The organism is Streptococcus sp. KCJ4932 (assembly GCF_004352745.1).
Lineage (GTDB): Bacteria > Bacillota > Bacilli > Lactobacillales > Streptococcaceae > Streptococcus > Streptococcus ruminicola.
In genome coordinates, this window is record NZ_SJWW01000005.1 from 86,113 (window position 1) to 106,970 (window position 20,858).

The 20,858-nt window shown below is 37.5% G+C and carries 20 protein-coding genes; 17 read left to right on the top strand and 3 right to left on the bottom strand.

What is annotated here, in order from left to right; genetic code table 11:
- The first annotated feature begins 130 nt into the window (after positions 1-130).
- A complete protein-coding gene (locus E0E02_RS03475) occupies positions 131-895 on the top strand; it encodes a (S)-acetoin forming diacetyl reductase (protein ID WP_074561290.1) in 765 nt (254 codons plus the stop codon).
- Between the two features lie 88 nt (positions 896-983).
- Here E0E02_RS03475 and E0E02_RS03480 read toward each other — a convergent pair whose 3' ends face one another.
- On the bottom strand, positions 984-1,469 hold the full coding sequence (locus tag E0E02_RS03480; RefSeq protein WP_039695895.1) for an S-ribosylhomocysteine lyase: 486 nt from the start codon (positions 1,467-1,469) through the stop codon (positions 984-986).
- Positions 1,470-1,618: 149 nt separating this feature from the next.
- Here E0E02_RS03480 and E0E02_RS03485 point away from each other — a divergent pair, with 149 nt between their 5' ends.
- From E0E02_RS03485 to E0E02_RS03545, 13 genes are all read left to right on the top strand, one after another.
- On the top strand, positions 1,619-3,226 hold the full coding sequence (locus tag E0E02_RS03485) for a ribonuclease Y (protein ID WP_039695894.1): 1,608 nt from the start codon (positions 1,619-1,621) through the stop codon (positions 3,224-3,226).
- Positions 3,227-3,386: 160 nt separating this feature from the next.
- Positions 3,387-4,004 (top strand): guanylate kinase, encoded by a 618-nt coding sequence (gene gmk / locus E0E02_RS03490; RefSeq protein ID WP_003063524.1) that lies wholly within the window; start codon positions 3,387-3,389, stop codon positions 4,002-4,004.
- 23 nt (positions 4,005-4,027) lie between these two features.
- On the top strand, positions 4,028-4,342 hold the full coding sequence (gene rpoZ, locus E0E02_RS03495) for a DNA-directed RNA polymerase subunit omega (RefSeq protein WP_014334364.1): 315 nt from the start codon (positions 4,028-4,030) through the stop codon (positions 4,340-4,342).
- Positions 4,343-4,476: 134 nt separating this feature from the next.
- A complete protein-coding gene (locus E0E02_RS03500) occupies positions 4,477-6,867 on the top strand; it encodes a primosomal protein N' (RefSeq protein WP_133017854.1) in 2,391 nt (796 codons plus the stop codon).
- Positions 6,868-6,928: 61 nt separating this feature from the next.
- Complete coding sequence (gene fmt / locus E0E02_RS03505; protein WP_074965383.1) at positions 6,929-7,864, top strand: methionyl-tRNA formyltransferase; 936 nt, start codon at positions 6,929-6,931, stop codon at positions 7,862-7,864.
- Positions 7,854-9,176, top strand: a complete 1,323-nt coding sequence (gene rsmB / locus E0E02_RS03510; protein WP_133017855.1) for a 16S rRNA (cytosine(967)-C(5))-methyltransferase RsmB — start codon at positions 7,854-7,856, stop codon at positions 9,174-9,176. The genes fmt and rsmB overlap by 11 nt, the downstream gene beginning before the upstream one ends.
- 37 nt (positions 9,177-9,213) lie before the next feature.
- A complete protein-coding gene (locus E0E02_RS03515; protein ID WP_074482688.1) occupies positions 9,214-9,951 on the top strand; it encodes a Stp1/IreP family PP2C-type Ser/Thr phosphatase in 738 nt (245 codons plus the stop codon).
- On the top strand, positions 9,951-11,840 hold the full coding sequence (pknB, locus tag E0E02_RS03520; protein WP_133017856.1) for a Stk1 family PASTA domain-containing Ser/Thr kinase: 1,890 nt from the start codon (positions 9,951-9,953) through the stop codon (positions 11,838-11,840). Before E0E02_RS03515 ends, pknB begins: the two co-directional genes overlap by 1 nt.
- Before the next feature lie 97 nt (positions 11,841-11,937).
- A complete protein-coding gene (gene liaF, locus E0E02_RS03525) occupies positions 11,938-12,633 on the top strand; it encodes a cell wall-active antibiotics response protein LiaF (protein WP_039695888.1) in 696 nt (231 codons plus the stop codon).
- Positions 12,630-13,655 carry a sensor histidine kinase gene (locus E0E02_RS03530; RefSeq protein WP_133017857.1) on the top strand — a complete coding sequence of 342 codons (1,026 nt, stop codon included), beginning with the start codon at positions 12,630-12,632 and terminating at the stop codon, positions 13,653-13,655. Before liaF ends, E0E02_RS03530 begins: the two co-directional genes overlap by 4 nt.
- Positions 13,639-14,283 carry a response regulator transcription factor gene (locus E0E02_RS03535; protein WP_006531177.1) on the top strand — a complete coding sequence of 215 codons (645 nt, stop codon included), beginning with the start codon at positions 13,639-13,641 and terminating at the stop codon, positions 14,281-14,283. The genes E0E02_RS03530 and E0E02_RS03535 overlap by 17 nt, the downstream gene beginning before the upstream one ends.
- Before the next feature lie 124 nt (positions 14,284-14,407).
- Positions 14,408-15,808 carry a Cof-type HAD-IIB family hydrolase gene (locus E0E02_RS03540; RefSeq protein ID WP_133017858.1) on the top strand — a complete coding sequence of 467 codons (1,401 nt, stop codon included), beginning with the start codon at positions 14,408-14,410 and terminating at the stop codon, positions 15,806-15,808.
- Positions 15,808-16,164 (top strand): S1 RNA-binding domain-containing protein, encoded by a 357-nt coding sequence (locus E0E02_RS03545; protein ID WP_020916316.1) that lies wholly within the window; start codon positions 15,808-15,810, stop codon positions 16,162-16,164. The genes E0E02_RS03540 and E0E02_RS03545 overlap by 1 nt, the downstream gene beginning before the upstream one ends.
- A gap of 99 nt (positions 16,165-16,263) precedes the next feature.
- On the opposite strand, the gene cysK is transcribed toward E0E02_RS03545, so the two are convergent.
- Positions 16,264-17,193, bottom strand: a complete 930-nt coding sequence (gene cysK, locus E0E02_RS03550) for a cysteine synthase A (protein WP_074626743.1) — start codon at positions 17,191-17,193, stop codon at positions 16,264-16,266.
- 99 nt (positions 17,194-17,292) lie between these two features.
- Positions 17,293-17,919 carry a YigZ family protein gene (locus E0E02_RS03555; protein WP_074603619.1) on the bottom strand — a complete coding sequence of 209 codons (627 nt, stop codon included), beginning with the start codon at positions 17,917-17,919 and terminating at the stop codon, positions 17,293-17,295.
- Between the two features lie 54 nt (positions 17,920-17,973).
- Between E0E02_RS03555 and E0E02_RS03560 the strand changes: the two genes are divergently transcribed.
- From E0E02_RS03560 to raiA, 3 genes are all read left to right on the top strand, one after another.
- Positions 17,974-19,272 (top strand): DEAD/DEAH box helicase, encoded by a 1,299-nt coding sequence (locus E0E02_RS03560; protein WP_133017859.1) that lies wholly within the window; start codon positions 17,974-17,976, stop codon positions 19,270-19,272.
- On the top strand, positions 19,272-19,934 hold the full coding sequence (locus tag E0E02_RS03565; protein WP_133017860.1) for a ComF family protein: 663 nt from the start codon (positions 19,272-19,274) through the stop codon (positions 19,932-19,934). The genes E0E02_RS03560 and E0E02_RS03565 overlap by 1 nt, the downstream gene beginning before the upstream one ends.
- A 76-nt stretch (positions 19,935-20,010) precedes the next feature.
- The gene (gene raiA, locus E0E02_RS03570; protein ID WP_039695883.1) at positions 20,011-20,559 is read left to right on the top strand and encodes a ribosome-associated translation inhibitor RaiA; all 549 of its coding nucleotides are present in this window, start codon (positions 20,011-20,013) and stop codon (positions 20,557-20,559) included.
- The last annotated feature ends 299 nt before the right edge of the window (positions 20,560-20,858 follow it).

A 20,858-nucleotide genomic window follows, 5' to 3' on the forward strand; every position in this document is an offset into this window, starting at 1 on the left:
AGAAATAGGGCGCCTTTTTTGTTTGTATTTTCAAAGTAATGAAAAATTCTGTGAAAAGATTCAAAAAGTTTGACACCAAAAATTGTAAGCGCTATAATTAACCTAACTTAAAGATTAAGGGGTGATATTTATGGTAAAAGTAGCCATTGTTACTGGTGCAGGTCAAGGAATTGGCTTTGCCATTGCTAAACGTCTTCACGCTGATGGATTTAAGATTGGAATCTTGGATTATAACCAAGAAACTGCTGAAAAAGCTGTTCAAGAACTGTCGCCACAGGATGCTTACGCTGTTGTAGCAGATGTTTCTAAACGTGAAGAAGTAGCTAAGGCTTTTGAACAGGTTGTTGAGCATTTCGGAGATTTGTCGGTAGTTGTTAATAACGCAGGTGTTGCGCCGACAACACCCTTAGATACTATCACAGAAGAAGTCTTCGAACGCACTTTTGCCATTAATGTCGGTGGTACTATTTGGGGTGCTCAAGCTGCTTTGACTGAGTTTAAAAAATTAGGTCATGGCGGTAAAATTATCAATGCTTCTTCACAAGCTGGTGTCGTTGGTAATCCAAATCTAACGATTTATGGTGGTAGTAAATTTGCCATTCGTGGTATCACACAAACCTTAGCGCGTGATTTGGCAGATTATGGTATTACGGTAAATGCTTATGCACCAGGTATTGTTAAAACACCGATGATGTTTGATATTGCTCATGAAGTTGGTAAAAATGCTGGTAAAGATGATGAATGGGGCATGCAAACTTTTGCTAAAGATATTACCCTTAAACGTTTATCTGAACCAGAAGATGTAGCTAAAGCTGTTAGCTTCCTAGCAGGACCAGATTCTGATTACATCACTGGGCAAACCATTATTGTTGATGGTGGTATGCAATTCCACTAAGACATCTATAAATCAAAAAAGACAGGGAAAGTCATTTCTCTGTCCTTTTTGGTGTAAAAAAAGCCAGCTGCTAGCTGACTTAAAAGATTTAGATGACGTGACGTTCAAATGGATCGTCTGAGATACCATCTTTAAGAATAAGTTTTGCCCATTCTTTTGCTGTAAATAGACTGTGGTCTTTGTAGTTACCACAAGACTCGATAGTAGTACCTGGAACGTCATCCCATGATGTTACAGTAGCGATTTCTTCTAAACTTGATTTGATGACTTTGGCAATTTCAGTGGTGTTGTGTTTGCCCCACATAATCAAATGGAAACCAGTACGGCAGCCAAATGGTGAACAGTCAATCATTCCGTCGATACGTTCACGGATAAGTTTAGCGAGCAAGTGTTCGATTGTGTGTAATCCAGCAGTTGGAATAGCATTTTCATTTGGTTGAACAAGACGAATATCAAAGTTTGTAATCACATCACCTTTAGGACCAACTTCCTCAGAAATAAGACGGACATAAGGTGCTTTAACAATTGTATGGTCAAGTTCGAAACTTTCTACAGTTACTTCTTTTTTAGACATAATAGACTCCTTTTTTATTCCTCTAATAATCATATCATAAATTTTAGTAAAACGCTTTACAATTTTAAATTGTGAAAAAACTCGATTTATGGTAAACTTGAAAGTAGCTTTCTATAGATGAAATCTAAAATTTTTATTGAGGTAAAAACATGGCAAATATTATTATCTTGGTTGTTTTTGCCCTCATTGGTTTGATAGTTGGTTATGCACTAATTTCCATCAGACTTAAGTCTGCGAAAGAAGCTGCAGAACTCACTCTTTTAAATGCAGAACAGGATGCTGTGAATCTACGTGGTAAGGCTGAATTAGAAGCTGAGCACATTAGAAAATCAGCTGAGCGAGAAACGAAAGCTCATCGCAAAGAATTACTGATCGAAGCAAAAGAAGAGGCTAGAAAATATCGAGAAGAGATTGAAAAAGAATTTAAATCTGAAAGACAAGAGTTAAAACAAATGGAGACTCGTTTGACAGAACGAGCGTCTTCTCTTGATCGCAAGGATGAAAATCTAACCAGCAAAGAAAAAGTGTTGGATAGCAAAGAACAAAGTCTAACCGATAAATCTAGACACATTAATGAGCGTGAAAAACAAATCGGAGAACTCGAAGAACAGAAAAAAGCGGAACTTGAACGTGTAGCTTTGATGACGATTGCAGAAGCGCGTGAAATTATTTTGACGGAAACTGAAACTAATTTGACGCATGAAATTGCCACTCGTATTAAAGATGCTGAACGTGAGGTTCGCGATAAGTCCAACAAGCTCGCCAAAAACATTCTCGCTCAAGCCATGCAACGAATGGCTGGTGAATACGTTACTGAGCAAACCATTACAACTGTTCATCTTCCTGATGATAGCATGAAAGGTCGTATTATTGGTCGTGAAGGACGTAACATTCGTACCCTTGAAAGCTTAACAGGGATTGATGTCATCATTGATGACACTCCTGAAGTGGTCGTTCTTTCTGGATTTGATCCAATCCGTCGTGAGATTGCTCGCATGACCTTGGAAGCTTTAATTCAAGATGGTCGAATTCACCCAGCACGCATTGAAGAATTGGTTGAAAAGAACCGCTTGGAAATGGATAACCGCATTCGTGAATATGGTGAAGCTGCTGCTTTTGAAATCGGTGCAGTAAACTTGCATCCTGATTTAATTAAAATTATGGGACGTTTGCAATTTAGAACGTCATATGGTCAAAATGTTCTTCGTCACTCAGTTGAAGTTGGTAAGATGGCTGGTATTCTTGCTAGCGAACTTGGCGAAAACGTTATGCTTGCTCGTCGTGCAGGTTTCTTGCATGATATGGGTAAAGCCATTGACCGTGAAGTCGAAGGTAGCCACGTTGAGATTGGTGCAGAATTTGCTCGTAAGTACAAAGAAAACCCAATCGTGGTTAATGCAATTGCAAGTCACCACGGCGATGTAGAACCTGAAAGTGTCATTGCTGTTATCGTGGCAGCAGCCGATGCTCTTAGCTCAGCTCGTCCAGGTGCTCGTAATGAGTCTATGGAAAACTACATCAAACGTCTACGTGATTTGGAAGAAATTGCCAAGAGCTTCGATGGCGTTCAAAACAGCTATGCCTTGCAAGCTGGACGCGAAATTCGTATCATGGTGCAACCAAATAAAATTTCCGATGATGAGGTAACAATCATCGCACACAAAGTTCGTGAAAAAATTGAAAATAACCTTGATTATCCTGGTAATATTAAAGTTACAGTTATTCGTGAACTACGTGCAGTCGATTACGCAAAATAATGAAAATAGACAAGAAGAAGTACGTTTTAGATGTGCTTCTTTTTAATGTGAAGGAGCTTGTAAATTCCCTTGAAATATAGCCTTATCTTTGATATACTAGACTGTAGTCTAATTGATAAAAAGCAAGTCTTAACTTGTAGTCTATAATAAGGAGAGTGGCATGACCGAACGTGGTTTGTTAATTGTTTTCTCAGGACCTTCTGGGGTTGGTAAGGGAACAGTTCGCCAAGAAATTTTTTCAACACCTGATCATAAATTTGAGTATTCTGTTTCTATGACAACGCGCCAAAAGCGTCCAGGAGAAGTTGATGGCGTTGATTATTTCTTCCGAACTCGTGAAGAATTTGAAGAGCTTATTAAAAATGGTCAAATGTTGGAATATGCTGAATATGTAGGCAACTACTACGGCACACCACTGACTTACGTTAATGAAACGCTCGATAAAGGAATCGATGTATTCCTTGAAATCGAAGTTCAAGGGGCTCTTCAAGTTAAGAAAAAAGTTCCAGATGGTGTCTTCATTTTCTTGACTCCACCAGATTTGGACGAATTAAAAGATCGTTTGGTCGGTCGTGGTACTGATAGTGAAGAAGTTATCCGCCAACGTATCGAACGTGCTAAAGAAGAGATTGCTTTGATGCGCGAATACGATTATGCTGTTGTTAATGACGAAGTGCCTTTGGCAGCTGAACGCGTTAAACGCATTATCGAAGCAGAACATTTCCGTGTTGATCGTGTTATTGGACGTTACAACGACATGATTAAAGACATTGACTAAAAGAGAGAAGAGAGAAAAAAGCTATGATGTTAAAACCTTCTATTGACACTTTGCTTGATAAAGTGCCATCAAAATACTCACTTTGCATTCTTCAAGCTAAACGCGCTCACGAACTTGAAGCTGGTGCAAAACCAACTCAAGAATTCAAATCAGTAAAAGCTACTTTGCAAGCTCTTGAAGAAATTGAATCTGGTAATGTTGTTATCCACCCAGATCCAGAAGCAAAACGTGCTGCTGTACATGCTCGTATCGAAGCAGAACGCTTGGCGAAAGAAGAAGAAGAACGTAAAATCAAAGAACAAATCGCTAAAGAAAAAGAAGAAGGAGAAAAAATCTAAGGTATTTTATCTTAGATTTTTCTTGTAATAAATCATTGTGATAAAGTAAACAAGTATTTTAAAAGCTTACTTATCGCGATGATTATTCTTTTTTTCGTTAGGATATTTTTTGAGTTTATTTAGAAAGGATAGTTATGACAAAAATCGCTCAGGTCATTGTTGATGTGCCGTTAATGCAGACCGATAAGCCTTTCTCGTATCTTGTGCCAGAAGACATGCAAAATCAAGTCATGTTAGGTTCACGGGTGCATGTTCCTTTTGGTCGTGGCAATCGTCTTTTGCAGGGGTTTGTTGTCGGCTTTTCTGAAAGCTTAGACAGTGATAGCAGTGAGCTTAAGGCTATTTGCGAGGTATTGGATTTTGAACCAGTTTTAAATGAAGAGCAGCTTGCTTTAGCAGACCAAATGCGTCATACTGTTTTTTCTTATAAGATTTCAATTTTGAAATCAATGATTCCTAATTTGCTCAATTCAACATACGATAAACGCTTGATGCCGACAGACAAGCTGTCTGATGAAGAGCGCTTGGCTTTATTTGGAGATAAAGACAGCAGACTTCACTCAAGCTTATCTGAAGAAGAAGCTAAAAAAGTTGCTAGACTGGTTCAAGCAGGAAAAATTTCGGTTGATTATCTTGCTAAAGATAAGAAAAATATCAAAACTGAGAAATTCTATCAAGTTAATTCTGACCAGTTAGCTCAAGCAGAGATTTCAGCAAGAGCTAAGAAGCGTTTGTTGTTACGTGATTACTTGCTTGAGCATCCTGAAACAGGAAAATTGGCAGACCTGTACCAGCTCTTTTCACGTGATGTTGTCAAATTCTTTGTGGAAAATCATCTGCTAACCATTTTAGAAAAAGAGAAGAAACGTTCGGACGCATACTTTGACGTTGCAACGACGGATTTTCTTGAGTTAAATGCAGAACAAGCTGCTGTGGTTGAAAAGGTGACTAGTCAAATTGGCAAGGAGTCTAAACCTTTCTTGTTAGAAGGCGTGACTGGTTCAGGTAAGACCGAAGTGTATTTGCACATTATTGATAAAGTCTTGAAACTTGGTAAAACAGCGATTGTTTTGGTGCCTGAAATTTCTTTGACGCCTCAGATGACTAATCGCTTTATTTCACGTTTTGGTAAGCAAGTGGCGATTATGCACTCGGCTTTGTCTGATGGTGAAAAATTTGATGAATGGCGAAAGATAAAATCGGGTCAAGCTCGCGTTGTCGTAGGTGCTAGATCTGCTATCTTTGTTCCAATGGAAAATATTGGCGCAATTATCATCGATGAAGAGCATGAGGCAACTTACAAGCAAGAATCGAATCCGCGTTACCATGCGCGCGATGTGGCTTTGCTTCGTGCGAAATATCATAAGGCCGTTTTGTTAATGGGGTCTGCAACGCCAAGCATTGAGAGCCGTGCGCGTGCTAGCCGTAATGTTTATCAGTTCTTACAATTGACTCACCGTGCCAATCCTTTGGCTAAGATTCCAAAAGTTGACATTGTTGATTTTCGTGATTACGTTGGGCAACAGGAAGTCAGCAATTACACGCCTTATCTGCTGGAAAAAATTGCGGATCGTTTGGAGAAAAATGAGCAAGTTGTGCTCATGTTGAACCGACGAGGGTATTCAAGTTTCGTTATGTGTCGTGATTGTGGTTACGTGGATGAATGTCCAAATTGTGATATTTCTTTGACGCTTCATATGGACACTAAGACTATGAATTGTCACTATTGTGGCTTTGAAAAAGCTATTCCATACACTTGTCCAAATTGTCATAGTTGCAGCATTCGTTATTATGGAACGGGGACACAGAAGGCTTACGATGAATTGGCAGAAGTCTTCCCGCAAGCGCGTATTCTACGTATGGATGTCGATACCACACGACAAAAAGGAGCGCATCAGCGAATTCTTGATAAATTTGGGAATCATGAAGCTGATATTTTGTTAGGAACACAGATGATTGCCAAAGGACTTGATTTTCCAAATGTTACTTTGGTAGGTGTGTTAAATGCGGATACATCACTAAATTTGCCTGATTTTAGATCTTCTGAGCGAACATTTCAATTGTTGACTCAGGTTGCAGGTCGTGCAGGTCGTGCAGAAAAAGAAGGTGAGGTCTTAATTCAAACCTACAATCCACAGCACTACGCCATCAAGTTAGCCCAAAAGCAAGATTATGAAGCTTTTTACGCTTATGAGATGGGCATTCGTAAGCAATTATCTTACCCACCATATTATTTTACGGTTGGCTTAACCTTGTCACACAAGGATGAGCAGACTGTTGTGCGTAAGTCTTTTGAATTGCTTCAAATTTTGCGTCAGCATTTATCTGACAAAATTAAAATTCTCGGTCCAACGCCTAAGCCGATTGCCAGAACGCACAATCTTTATCATTATCAAATCATTGTCAAATATCGCTTTGAGGACCACTTAGAAAGTGTCTTGAATCAGATTTTAGACATGACTCAATTACCTGAAAATAAGGATTTGCGACTGGTAATAGACCATGAGCCACAAAATTTTATGTAGGCTCTCACTATGCTATAATAAAGAAAAATTTAAGTAATAAAATCCTTTGAGAGGAAGAAAAATGACAAAATTAATTTTTATGGGAACACCTGATTTTGCAGCGACTGTTCTAGAAGGTTTACTAGATGATGCCAACTACGATGTTTTAGCGGTTGTGACGCAACCAGACCGCGCGGTTGGTCGTAAAAAAGAAATCAAAATGACACCTGTTAAAGAAGTTGCTTTGGCACACAATTTACCAGTTTATCAACCTGAAAAAATGTCTGGTTCAGATGAAATGGCTGAGCTTATGACTTTAGGGGCAGATGGTATTGTAACAGCTGCTTTTGGTCAATTCTTACCAACAAAATTGCTTGATTCTGTTGATTTTGCAGTTAATGTGCATGCCTCGCTGCTTCCTAAATACCGTGGTGGTGCACCAATTCACTATGCTATCATCAACGGTGACAAAGAAGCAGGTGTGACAATCATGGAAATGGTTAAGAAAATGGATGCTGGAGACATGATTGCTAAAGCATCAACACCAATTACTGACGAAGATAACGTTGGGACAATGTTTGAAAAATTAGCCGTTATTGGACGTGATTTACTTTTGAAAACATTACCAGATTACATTGCTGGCAATATCAAACCAGAACCACAAGATGAAAGCAAAGCAACTTTCTCACCAAATATCACACCAGAAGAAGAACGCATTGATTGGAATAAATCAGCACGTGATGTCTTTAACCACATCCGTGGTTTGTATCCATGGCCTGTTGCCCACACACTTCTTGATGGCAAACGATTCAAAATCTATGAAGCAAGCTTGGCAGAAGGTCAAGGACAACCAGGTCAAATCATTGAAAAAAGCAAGAAAACTTTGGTTGTGGCAACTGGAGACGGTGCGATTTCTCTTAAAACAGTTCAACCAGCAGGGAAACCACGCATGAGCGTTGTGGATTTCTTAAATGGTGTTGGACGTAAACTTGAAGTAGGTGACCTTATTGGCGAATGATTGGAAGAAACAAGCGCGTGGCTTAGCGCTAGTCGTTCTTGAAAATGTCTTTGAAGAAGGAGCGTATTCAAATATTGCTCTGAATCAGGAACTTAAACAGACTCGCTTGTCACAAAAAGATAAGTCTTTGGTGACAGAAATCGTCTATGGTACAGTAGCACGAAAGATTACCCTAGAATGGTATTTAGCTCACTATATCGAAGACCGTGACAAATTGGATCCTTGGGTTTATTATCTTTTGATGCTGAGCCTTTATCAATTATTGTATCTTGATAAAATGCCAGCTCACGCTGTGGTAAATGACGCGGTTAATATTGCTAAAAATCGTGGCAATAAAAAAGGTGCTGAAAAATTTGTCAATGCGGTTTTGCGACGTTTGACTAAAGATGACCTCCCAAATCCTGAAAGCATTAAACGTAAAAATAAACGTTATTCAGTTCTTTATTCTTTACCAGTCTGGTTGGTTAAAAAACTGATTGACCAATTTGGTGAAGACCGTGCAAAAGCCATTATGCAAAGCTTATTTGTTCGAAATAAAGCAAGCATTCGAGTGACAAATCCTGAAAAATTAGCTGAGATTAAAGCTGCAACAGGCGCAGAACCATCTACTTTATCACCAGTTGGTTTGGTTAAAACATCAGGTCACTTTGCTGGAACAGACTATTTTGCCCAAGGTGATATCACGATTCAAGATGAATCTAGTCAATTGGTGGCCCCAACTCTTAATATTCAGGGCGATGAAAATATCTTAGATGCTTGCGCAGCTCCAGGTGGAAAGACCACTCATATGGCTTCTTATCTGACAAGTGGTCATATCACAGCATTAGATTTATACGACCACAAGCTTGATTTGGTAATGGATAATGCCAAACGACTACATGTGGCTGATAAAATTTCTACACAAAAAATGGATGCCACAACAGTTCACGAACATTTTGCACCAGACACTTTTGATAAAATATTAGTTGATGCACCATGTTCAGGAATTGGTCTTATCCGCCGTAAACCTGACATTAAGTACAATAAAGAAAATCAAGATTTCACGGCTTTACAGGAAATTCAATTGCAAATTCTTGATAGCGTTTGTCAAACATTGCGTAAAGGTGGTATAATAACTTATAGCACCTGTACGATTTTTGATGAGGAAAACTTCCAAGTCATTAACAAATTTTTAGAAACTCATCCAAATTTTGAACAGGTAAAACTGAGTCATACGCAAGAAGATATTGTAAGAGATGGTTGTATTGCGATTACCCCTGAACAATATCAGACAGACGGGTTCTTTATTGGACAAGTTAAACGTATCTTGTAATCTCAAGGAGGAAACTGACACAGTCAGAAGGAAAACTATGAAAATTTCACTTGTAACTGATATCGGACAAAGACGTTCAAATAATCAGGATTTTATTAATAAATTTGATAACGAAAAAGGTATCACTTTAGTCATCCTAGCAGATGGTATGGGAGGTCATCGTGCTGGTAATATTGCTAGTGAAATGACCGTTACTGACCTTGGACGTGAATGGATTACTACCGATTTTACTGAATTAAGCCAAATTCGTGATTGGCTGATTACTGCGCTTGAAGCAGAAAATCAAAGAATTTATGAACTGGGTCAAACCGATGAGTATAAAGGTATGGGAACAACCGTTGAAGCTTTAGCGATTGTTGATAACAATGTTATCTTTGCTCACGTTGGTGATTCACGCATTGGCTTGCTTCATAATGGTGAATACGAATTGTTAACAAGCGATCACTCTCTTGTTAATGAATTGGTTAAAGCTGGTCAATTGACAGAAGAAGAAGCTGCTAATCACCCACAAAAAAATATTATCACGCAATCTATTGGACAAGCTAATCCAGTTGAACCTGATTTAGGGGTTCAAGTTCTTGAAGAAGACGATTATCTTATCATTAACAGTGATGGTTTAACAAACATGATTACCAATGACGAAATTGTTAGCATTTTGAGCCAAGATAAAAATCTTGACGATAAAAATAATGAGTTAGTCACTCTTGCTAACGAACGTGGAGGTCTTGATAATATCACCATTGCTCTTATCCACGCCGAAAGTGAGGAAGCTTAATGATTCAGATTGGCAAATTATTTGCTGGTCGTTATCGGATCCTCAAATCTATCGGACGGGGTGGAATGGCAGATGTTTATCTTGCCAAAGATCTAATTCTTGATAATGAAGAAGTGGCTATCAAAGTCCTTCGAACTAATTATCAAACAGATCAAATTGCCGTTGCTCGTTTCCAACGTGAAGCGCGTGCCATGGCAGAGCTAAACCATCCAAATATCGTTTCGATTCGTGATATTGGAGAAGAAGACGGACAGCAATTCTTAGTAATGGAATATGTTGATGGTTCGGACTTGAAAAAATATATTCAAGACCATGCCCCGCTTTCTAATAATGAAGTTGTTAGAATCATGGAAGAAGTCTTGTCTGCGATGACTTTGGCTCATCAACAAGGAATTGTTCACCGTGATTTGAAACCACAAAATATCCTGTTAACCAAAGACGGAACGGTTAAAGTTACCGACTTTGGTATCGCTGTAGCTTTTGCAGAAACAAGTTTAACACAGACAAACTCAATGCTTGGTAGTGTACACTATTTATCACCTGAACAAGCGCGTGGTTCAAAAGCCACTGTTCAAAGTGATATCTACGCTATGGGGATTATGTTGTTTGAAATGTTGACTGGTCACATCCCATATGATGGTGATTCAGCTGTTACAATTGCTCTTCAACATTTCCAAAAACCACTTCCATCAATCATTGATGAAAATAAAAATGTTCCACAAGCTTTGGAAAATGTTGTCATTAAAGCAACTGCAAAACGTTTGAGTGATCGCTACGCCTCAACTTTTGAGATGAGCCGTGATTTAATGACTGCTCTTTCATATAACCGCAGTCGTGAACGCAAACTTGTCTTTGAAGATACAGAAAATACGAAGACACTTCCAAAAGTAACAACTTCAACACCTGTTCCCTCAACTACAGAACAATTGTTGAAAAAACAAAAAGCGGCTAAAGTTAATCGTGAAGCTGCGGATAATAAAATTGCAAAAGCGAAAACGAAGAAGAAAAAATCACATCGTATGTTTGGTACTTTAGTGAAAATTTTCTTTGCGGTCGTAGTAGTTGCAATTGCTATCTTTACTTACTTGACGCTAAGCACACCAGCTTCAGTCAACGTTCCAGATGTAGCTGGAACAAGTTTACAAGCTGCTAAGACAAGTCTTACATCAGCAGGGCTTAAAGTTGGAAAGACTAGGAAAATTTATAGTGATACTGTTCCAAGTGGTCAGGTTATTGAGACTAATCCGAAAGCTGGCACATCTAAGAAAGAAGGTGCCAAAGTTGATATTTATGTATCAAAAGGAACTTCAGGCTTCAAGATGAAAGATTATACTGGTCAAAACTATCAGGAAGTTATCAAAGAACTCAAAGATAAGCACGGTATTTCAAGTGATAAGATTGATGTTGAATGGATAACAGGTACTAACTATGACGGTGGTACTATCATTAGTCAAACACCTGAAAAAGGTACAAAAGTAGCTAGTGAAGATAAGATTACTTTCAAGGTTGCAGCAATCGTTATGCCAAACCTTATTGGTTATACTTATCAAGATGCAATTGCTGAATTGACTGCACTTGGCTTATCAAGCTCACATATTACAGTATTCCAAGCAGATGCTACTTCATCAACTGGATACTCTCAAGTCAAAACACCATCTGCCTCTGCAGTTGTTGTGGCACAAGATCCTTACTTTGGCGCAGCTATTGAAGGGAATGTGAAACTTTACTTCTCAGCTGGAAGTGAATCTCAGTCTTCAGAAGTCGCACCATCTCAATCTGTTCCTGAGTCATCTGAGACAAGTGAAACTAGTGAGTCAAGTTCTTCAAGTAGCAGCAGTAGCAGCACTGAAGAAAGTTCACAAACCGACTCATCATCAGTTGAACAATAAGATATTATAAGAACACCTAAATAGGTGTTCTTTTTTAGTCAAAATCGAGCAATTTCCGCTTCTTTTTGGTAAAATACAGAAAAAGAAAGGGTATGATATGAGGAAAGTTCAATTTTTTGTCATTGTCGAAACTATTTTATTAGTCATGGGCTTAATGACAATTATGGCCAACAATTTATCGAGTTTTATCTTAATTTTAGTTTTAATTCTTTTGGCATTACGTTTTTATAATCAAGACAAGCGCAATAATTTATTGTTAACAGTAGGATTGGTTCTTTTATTTTTGATTTTGATGCTTAATCCATACATTATCATGGCGGTTGTGCTTGGGGTTGTTTATGTGGTCATTAATCACTTTTCGCAAGTTAAGAAGAAAAATCGCTTTGCTTTGGTTCGTTTTCGTGAGGAAGACTTGAAAGCAAAACCAATTCGCAATCAATGGATTGGGGCGGATATGCATGACAGTGATTTTTATGCCTTTGATGACATCAACATGGTTCGTTTAACAGGCAGTGACACTATTGATTTAAGCAGTGTCATCGTAACTGGTAAGGATAATGTGGTAATCATTCGCAAAGTTTTTGGTCCAACAAAGATTTTAGTTCCTATTGACGTTGCGGTTAAATTGGATGTTAGTGCGATTTATGGCAGTGTTCGTTATTTTGATTTTGAAGAATATGACCTGCGAAATGAATCTTTAAAATTATGGCATCCTAAAGATGAAGAATGTTTGAAAGCTGTTAAGGTGATTGTTAATGTTTTAGCAGGAGATGTTGAGGTGGTGCGTAAATGAAAAAACATCATTTTTTACTTTTGATTCTTTATGCAAGTATTATCATCATTTCAATTGTTGTTGTTGTCCTAGATAGTTTAGAGTTGCATTTGAAAAGTTTGATAACAGATTTTTGGATGGGAGAACGTTTTGTTTTTTCAATTGTCTTTCTTATCTTAGCTGTTACTATTTTGTTATTACTACTTTGGGTTATTTTGGATGATAATAGCAAACGAAGTATTAACCAAAATCTGCGCCGCATTTTAAATAATCAAGAGGTATCTCTTGATGAAGATACAGAAATCAACACGAATTTGTCACGCTTGTCTAAAAAGATGACACACTTAACAAATAGTCTTCAAAATACTGAGAATAGTCGTATTCAAAATGGACAAGAAATTGTGGAGCAAGAACGTAAACGTATTGCTCGTGACCTTCATGACACGGTTAGTCAAGAACTGTTTGCTTCTTCGATGATTCTTTCTGGGGTATCTGCTAACCTTGATCAGATTGAAAGAGAGCAGCTTGAATTCCAGTTGACTGCCGTTGAAAGTATGCTACAAAATGCTCAAAAAGACCTGCGTATTTTATTGCTACATTTACGACCTACTGAATTAGAAAATAAAACCCTTTCAGAAGGTTTTGACATCCTCTTGAAAGAATTAACAGATAAGAGTAGTATAGAAGTTGTTTATAAGAAAAATATCGGAAAACTGCCTAAAAAGATTGAAGATAACGTTTTTCGAATTGCTCAGGAATTTATCAGCAATACGCTTAAACATGCCAAGGCAACACGTTTAGAAGTTTACCTCAATCAGACAGAGACAGAATTGCAATTAAAAATGGTTGATAATGGTGTCGGTTTTGATATGGATGAACGTCATGATTTAAGTTATGGCTTGAATAACATTGAAGAACGTGTTGATGACATGGCAGGAACAATGACATTATTGAGCCAGAAAGGAAAAGGAGTATCTATGGATATTCGCTTGCCTTTGGTTAAGGGAGAAAACAAGGAGAAAGAAGATGACCCAGAAAATTAGAGTTATCCTAGTTGATGACCACGAAATGGTACGTCTTGGTTTGAAAAGTTTTTTTAACTTGCAACCTGACGTTGAAGTTGTTGGCGAAGCAGGCAATGGCATTGAAGGGATAAAACTTGCTTTAGAGTTAAAACCAGATGTGGTAGTAATGGATTTGGTAATGCCTGAAATGAGTGGCGTTGAAGCGACCTTAAAACTCTTAAAAGAGTGGAAAGAAGCTAAAATCCTTGTTCTGACATCTTATCTTGATAATGAAAAAATCTATCCTGTTATTGAAGCAGGTGCTAAAGGTTATATGTTAAAAACATCTAGTGCCGCTGAAATTCTTAATGCTATCCAAAAAGTGGCGCGTGGTGAATTAGCAATCGAGACAGAGGTTGATAAGAAAATCAAAGCCCACGATCAGAAACCAGAATTGCATGAAGATTTGACAGCGCGTGAACGAGATATTTTAAGACTTCTTGCTAAAGGTTATGACAATCAGACCATTGCTGATGAATTGTTTATTTCACTAAAAACAGTTAAAACACACGTTTCAAATATCTTAGCTAAGCTAGAAGTGGATGACCGTACACAAGCAGTTGTCTATGCCTTTAAGCATCATTTAGTACCGCAAGATGAGGATTAATGTTATAATAAAAACATAGCTTTTCTTTGATTTCAAAGTTAGAAAGGAAAATGGGACAAAAAGTCTAAGGACTTTTATGGAAAATGAGATTTTAGTGACCATTTCCTTTCCCATAATGATACAGATGGATGTAAAAACAAAATACAAGGCTAAAAAAACGAAGATTGTTTTCTTTGATATTGATGATACCTTACGTGTCAAAGTCACAGGTTATATGCCTGAGTCAATCAAATATGTTTTCAAAAGTTTGAAAGAAAAAGGCATTATGACAGGAATTGCGACGGGACGCGCTCTCTATGGTGTTGTTCCTGAAATCCGTGATTTAAACCCTGATTATTTTGTCACAATCAATGGAACATATGTTGTTGACAAAAAAGAAGCAGAGATTGTTAGTGATCCTCTTCCACGTGATTTAGTTGAAAAATACGTCAATTGGGCTAAGACAGAGGGCATTGAATATGGTTTTACTGGTAAGGATAAACCAGTCGTGTCAAAACGCTGTGACTTAATTGATGATGCTATGAAACCTATTTATGGTATTTGTGATGTTGAGCCAGATTTTTATTTAACAAATGACGTTTATCAAATGTGGACATTTGCTGAAAATAATGCTGACTTGCAATTGCCAGAAGACTTAGCTAGTGAGATTCGTTTGGTACCTTGGCACGAACACTCATCTGATGTTGTTAAGGTTGGCGTCTCTAAAGCTTCAGGGGTTGCCCACGTTTTAGAAAGTCAAAACTTAAAACCACTCAATGCCATGATGTTTGGAGATGGTCCAAATGATATGGAAATCTTTGACTATGTTGGCTTGAAAATTGCTATGGGCAATGCCGTGCCTGAACTCAAAGAAAAAGCAGATTTTGTAACAAAAACAGTAGAAGAAGATGGCATTTTATATGCTTTGGAGGAACTCGGTTTGGTAGAAAAACAATTAAATTTCCCACAAGTTGATTTATCAACAGTTGAAGGTCCAGTTGCGACAATAAAAACAAATCATGGTGACATGAAAATCAAACTTTTCCCTGATCATGCACCAAAAACAGTAGCAAACTTTGTTGCTTTGTCAAAAGATGGTTACTATGACGGTATCATTTTCCACCGTATCATTCCTGAATTCATGATTCAAGGTGGTGACCCAACTGGTACTGGTATGGGTGGACAATCTATCTATGGCGATAGCTTTGAAGATGAATTCTCAGAAGAACTTTACAATGTTCGTGGAGCTCTTTCAATGGCAAATGCTGGTCCAAATACAAACGGAAGCCAGTTCTTTATCGTTCAAAATAGCAAAATTCCATACGCTCAAAAAGAACTAGAACGTGGAGGTTGGCCAAAACCAATCGCAGAACTTTATGCTGCTAAAGGTGGAACACCTCACCTTGACCGTCGTCACACAGTCTTTGGACAAATCATGGACGAAGAATCATACAAAGTTCTTGATGAAATTGCAAACGTTGAAACTGGCGCACAGGACCGACCAGTTGAAGATGTAGTTATTGAAACAATTGAGGTAGTAGATTAATGAGAATTGGCGACAAAATCACTGGAACAATAACAGGTATAAAACCTTATGGTGCCTTTGTCGCATTGGATAATGGGACTACAGGCCTTATTCATATCTCAGAAATTAAAACAGGCTATATTGAAAATATTTACCAACTGCTTAAAGTTGGTGAGAAAGTCTTGGTACAAGTTGTTGATTTTGATGAATTTACGCAAAAAGCTAGCCTTTCTTTGCGTACCCTTGAAGAGGAAAAACATCACCTCCACAGACGCCATCGTTTTTCAAATAGTCATTTAAATATTGGTTTTCAACCATTGGCAGACAATCTGCCAAAATGGACAAAAGAAAGCCTTGAATTACTAACAAAAGATTGATAAAATGCTGAGACGAAGTGCTCAGCATTTTTTATATCATAATCATAAGAAAACAAGGTTAGAGCAGAACTCTAGCCTTGTTGAAGTTTTGATAATTTTTTAGTCACCAAAGTCGTAAAGAGAAGTTGAAAGGTAACGTTCGCCGTTGTCAGGAAGAAGGGCTAAGACTTTTTTACCTTTACCAAGTTCTTTGGCTTTTTCAATAGCTGCAAAAATGGCTGCGCCAGAAGAGATACCAGCAAGGAATCCTTCTTTTCCACCAAGGTTACGGCTTGTTACAATAGCATCGTCTGATGCGACGCGAATGACATCATCATAAGATTTAGTATCAAGGGTATCTGGGATAAAGCCAGCTGAAATTCCTTGAATTTTGTGTGGACCAGGTTTTTCACCAGAAAGAACAGCAGATTCATCAGCTTCAACTGCATAGACTTTGATGTCTGGGTTTGCTTTTTTAAGAGCGTGAGAAACACCAGAAACAGTTCCTCCAGTACCAACACCAGCTACGAAAGCATCAAGACCTTTTGGACCGAAAGCTTCAATGATTTCAGCTCCTGTTGTTGCTTCATGAACAGCTGGGTTAGATGGATTAGCAAATTGAAGTGGTACCCATCCATTTTTCTCTGCAGCGACTTCTTTGGCTTTAGCGATAGCACCTTTCATTCCTTCACTTCCTGGTGTCAAAACAAGTTCAGCACCATAAGCTTGGATAATTTTACGACGTTCAAGGCTCATTGTTTCAGGCATTACAATAATGACTTTGTATCCTTTAGCTGCACCGACCCAAGCAAGACCAATACCAGTATTACCTGATGTAGGTTCAACAATTGTATCACCAGGTTTGATTGTACCTGCTTTTTCAGCGTCTTCAATCATACGAAGAGCAATACGGTCTTTAACAGATGAGCCTGGGTTAAATGATTCAATTTTGACGTAAACATCAGCAGCATCTTCAGGAACAATGTTGTTAAGTTTGATAATAGGAGTGTTTCCAATTAATTCAGTAATTGAGTTATAAATTTTTGCCATAAATGATTCTCCTTGAATTAAAATTTATAGGTCAAGTATATGCTCAAATTGACTGTTTGTAAAATATATAATTCTTATCATGGTGATAGGGAAATCTTATCACAAGGCAACTTCGACAATTTTTGAACCAGATTTTTCAAAAGAAACCTTACCTTGATAAAATTCAACAAGACGGTCACTGACCTCTTGGACATTTTCAGGATCAAGGTAGATGTGAGTCGTTACATTTTCTAGAAATTCGGTGTCAAATTCTTGAAGATTTTCAGCTTGCAAGAAGTTGGAGAATGTTTGGTATTGTGGGTAAGAAAGGGTGAGTTTTAGCCCTTCTTGTTCCTTAACTTCTACGATACCAATCTCTTTAAGAGCATTAGCAACGCTGCCAGCGTAAGCACGGATTAGCCCACCTGCACCAAGTTTAATACCACCAAAATAACGTGTGACAACGGCGACAACATTGGTTAAACCTTGTTTTTCCAAAACAGTTAGCATCGGTACACCAGCTGTTCCACTTGGCTCACCATCATCACTAGAACGCTTGATTTCGGCATTTTCTCCAATAATCATAGCCGAACAAGAATGAGTTGCTTTATAATGTTCTTTTTTGATTTGAGCAATAAATTCTCGTCCTTCTTCTTCAGTTTCAACGCGTTTTAATTGGCAAATAAAGCGTGATTTTTTAATCTCTTCCTCGCAAATGCCATCGTTTTTAATTGTTTTATAGTTCATATCAAAATTTTACAAGATTTTTTGGGATTTAGCAAAATTTTCGAATAAATAGGTATGACAGAGTTGAATGATTACTATGGAAGAATTTTTACAGAAAGTCAATTAACAGATGACTTGAAAAAGGAAGCAAAAGTCCTTCCTTCGGTTAAAAAGGAAAAAGGTCAAATGATTTGCAATCGCTGTGGAAGTGTAATGGCAGCAAATCAAATGTTGCAAACTGCTCGCATTTATTGTAGAGAGTGTTTAGTTTTTGGGCGAAATACTAGTGATTCTAATCTTTATTATTTCCCTCAGAAGCCTTTTACAAAGACTCAGTCGTTAAATTGGCAAGGAAAACTAACTTCTTATCAAGATGAAGTTTCTAAAGGCATGCTTGCAGGTATTACAGAAAAACAAGATTTATTGATTCACGCTGTGACTGGTGCTGGCAAAACCGAGATGATTTATCAATCTCTAGCTAAAGTTATTGATAATGGAGGAAGTGTCTGCTTAGCAAGCCCAAGGATTGATGTTTGTTTAGAACTTTATAAACGGTTATCCAGAGATTTTTCTTGCCCGATTACTCTTTTACATGGTGATTCTGAGCCGTATAAACGCTCTCCGTTGGTAATTGCAACGACCCATCAGCTTTTAAAATTTTACCGAGCTTTTGATTTATTAATCATCGACGAAGTTGATGCCTTTCCCTTTGTTGATAATAAAATGCTCTATCACGCGGTCAACCAATCCTTAAAAGATGATGGCGTTAAACTCTTTTTAACAGCGACTTCGACTGATGAACTTGATAAAAAGGTGAAAAAAGGCGAGCTGACAAAATTGCATTTGGCAAGACGTTTTCATGCCAATCCTTTGGTAGTCCCCAAAATGGTTTGGTTAAGCAAAGTGCTAATCTCAATGAAAAAGAAAAAACTTCCTCCTAAACTAATCTCTCTTTTTAAAAAACAAAGGCAAAGTCAATTTCCGCTTCTTATCTTTTTTCCGAATATTGAACAAGGTAGAGAATTTACAAGTATCTTACAAACCACTTTTCCATATGAAAGGATAGGATTTGTATCAAGTAAAACTGAAAATCGTTTGGAATTGGTAGAAGAATTTAGACAAGGAAAATTAACCATACTAGTGACGACAACCATTCTAGAACGTGGGGTAACCTTTCCTTGTGTCGATGTTTTTGTTCTACTTGCAAATCATAAATTGTACAGCAAAAGTGCACTTGTTCAGATTTCTGGTCGAGTTGGACGAGCAGCCGAGAGACCGACAGGAGAGCTATTGTTCTTGCATGATGGCGTAACAAAAGCTATGAAAAAAGCTATTTCTGAAATAAAAGAAATGAATCGTAAAGGAGGATTTTAATGATATGTTTGCTTTGCGGACAAGAATTTTCTGAGAAGGAAACTTTTCTAGGAATTATTACAATGCGCAAGAGCCGTTACTTGATTTGCAAAGAGTGTCAGGAAAACTTTGAAAAAATTGGTGATGACCACTGTCCAACGTGCTACCGAAGAGGCAGTAAAGAGCAGTGTGATGATTGCAAGAAGTGGGCAAAAGAAAATCATAAAGTTTCGCACCGAGCACTGTATACTTACAATGAAGCCATGAAAGAGTATTTTTCAAAATACAAATTTCAAGGAGATGCTATGCTAAGCCATGTTTTTACAAAAGAAGTCAAACAAGTCTTGAAGAACTACAAGGGCTATACCATTATTCCTGTCTCACTCAGCAAAGAACGAATGACAGAAAGACAATTCAATCAAGTTACAGGCATTCTAGATGCTGCTAAGATTTCTTACTATGATATTTTAGAGAAGAAAGATAATAAAAAGCAATCTGAAAAAAGTAGAAAAGAAAGACTGACAAGTGACTGTCCTTTTAGGATTAAATCAGATATTCAGATACCAGATAAAGTATTAATTATTGATGATATTTACACAACGGGAGCAACTTTAAAAGGAATTTATCGCTTATTTTATGAAAAAGGAGTAAAGATTGTAAAAAGTTTAACAATTGCACGGTAAATGCTTGCAAATTTTCATGAAAGCAGTATAATAAAAGAGTAAAGAAAGCGCTTTATAGCGAGAAAGAGGTGTTTTTATGATTAAATATAGTGTTCGTGGAGAAAACATCGAAGTAACAGATGCTATCCGTAACTATGTCGAATCTAAACTCGGAAAAATTGAAAAATACTTCAATGCTGAACAAGAATTAGATGCTCGTGTTAATCTAAAAGTCTACCGTGAAAAAACTGCAAAAGTTGAAGTAACAATTTTGGTTGATTCAATTACTCTTAGAGCTGAAGACGTTTCACAAGATATGTATGGATCAATCGATTTGGTAACTGACAAGATTGAACGTCAAATTCGTAAAAATAAGACTAAAATTGCTAAAAAACATCGTGAAAAAGTTCCAGCTAGCCAAATTTTCACAAGTGAGTTTGAAGCTGAACCTGTAGAAGAAGGACCAGCAGTAAACGTCGTTCGTACAAAACACGTTAGCTTGAAACCGATGGATCTTGACGAAGCGCTTCTTCAAATGGACCTTTTGGGACATGATTTCTTTATCTACACAGATGCTGAAGATGGTGTAACAAACATTCTTTATCGTCGTGAAGATGGTGAACTTGGTTTAATCGAAGCCAAATAACCCGTAGAAAAATCCGCTAATTTTTTAGCGGATTTTTCAATTTACCTATTGACATAGGAAACGATAGATGATAAACTATTATAGTTGCTGCTTGAGGGCGAGTCTTTCAAGAGACTTAAGTTAATAACAAAAACTTAAAAAACTTAAAAAGTTGTTGACAAAAGTAAACGGCAATGATAAACTAATATAGCTGTTGTTCGAGAGGGCGACGGCAACAAATTTGAAAAGAACTTGAAAATTTCTTGAAAAAAGATGTTGACAAAGCGTTTCAAATTTGATAGAATATAGAAGTTGTCTCT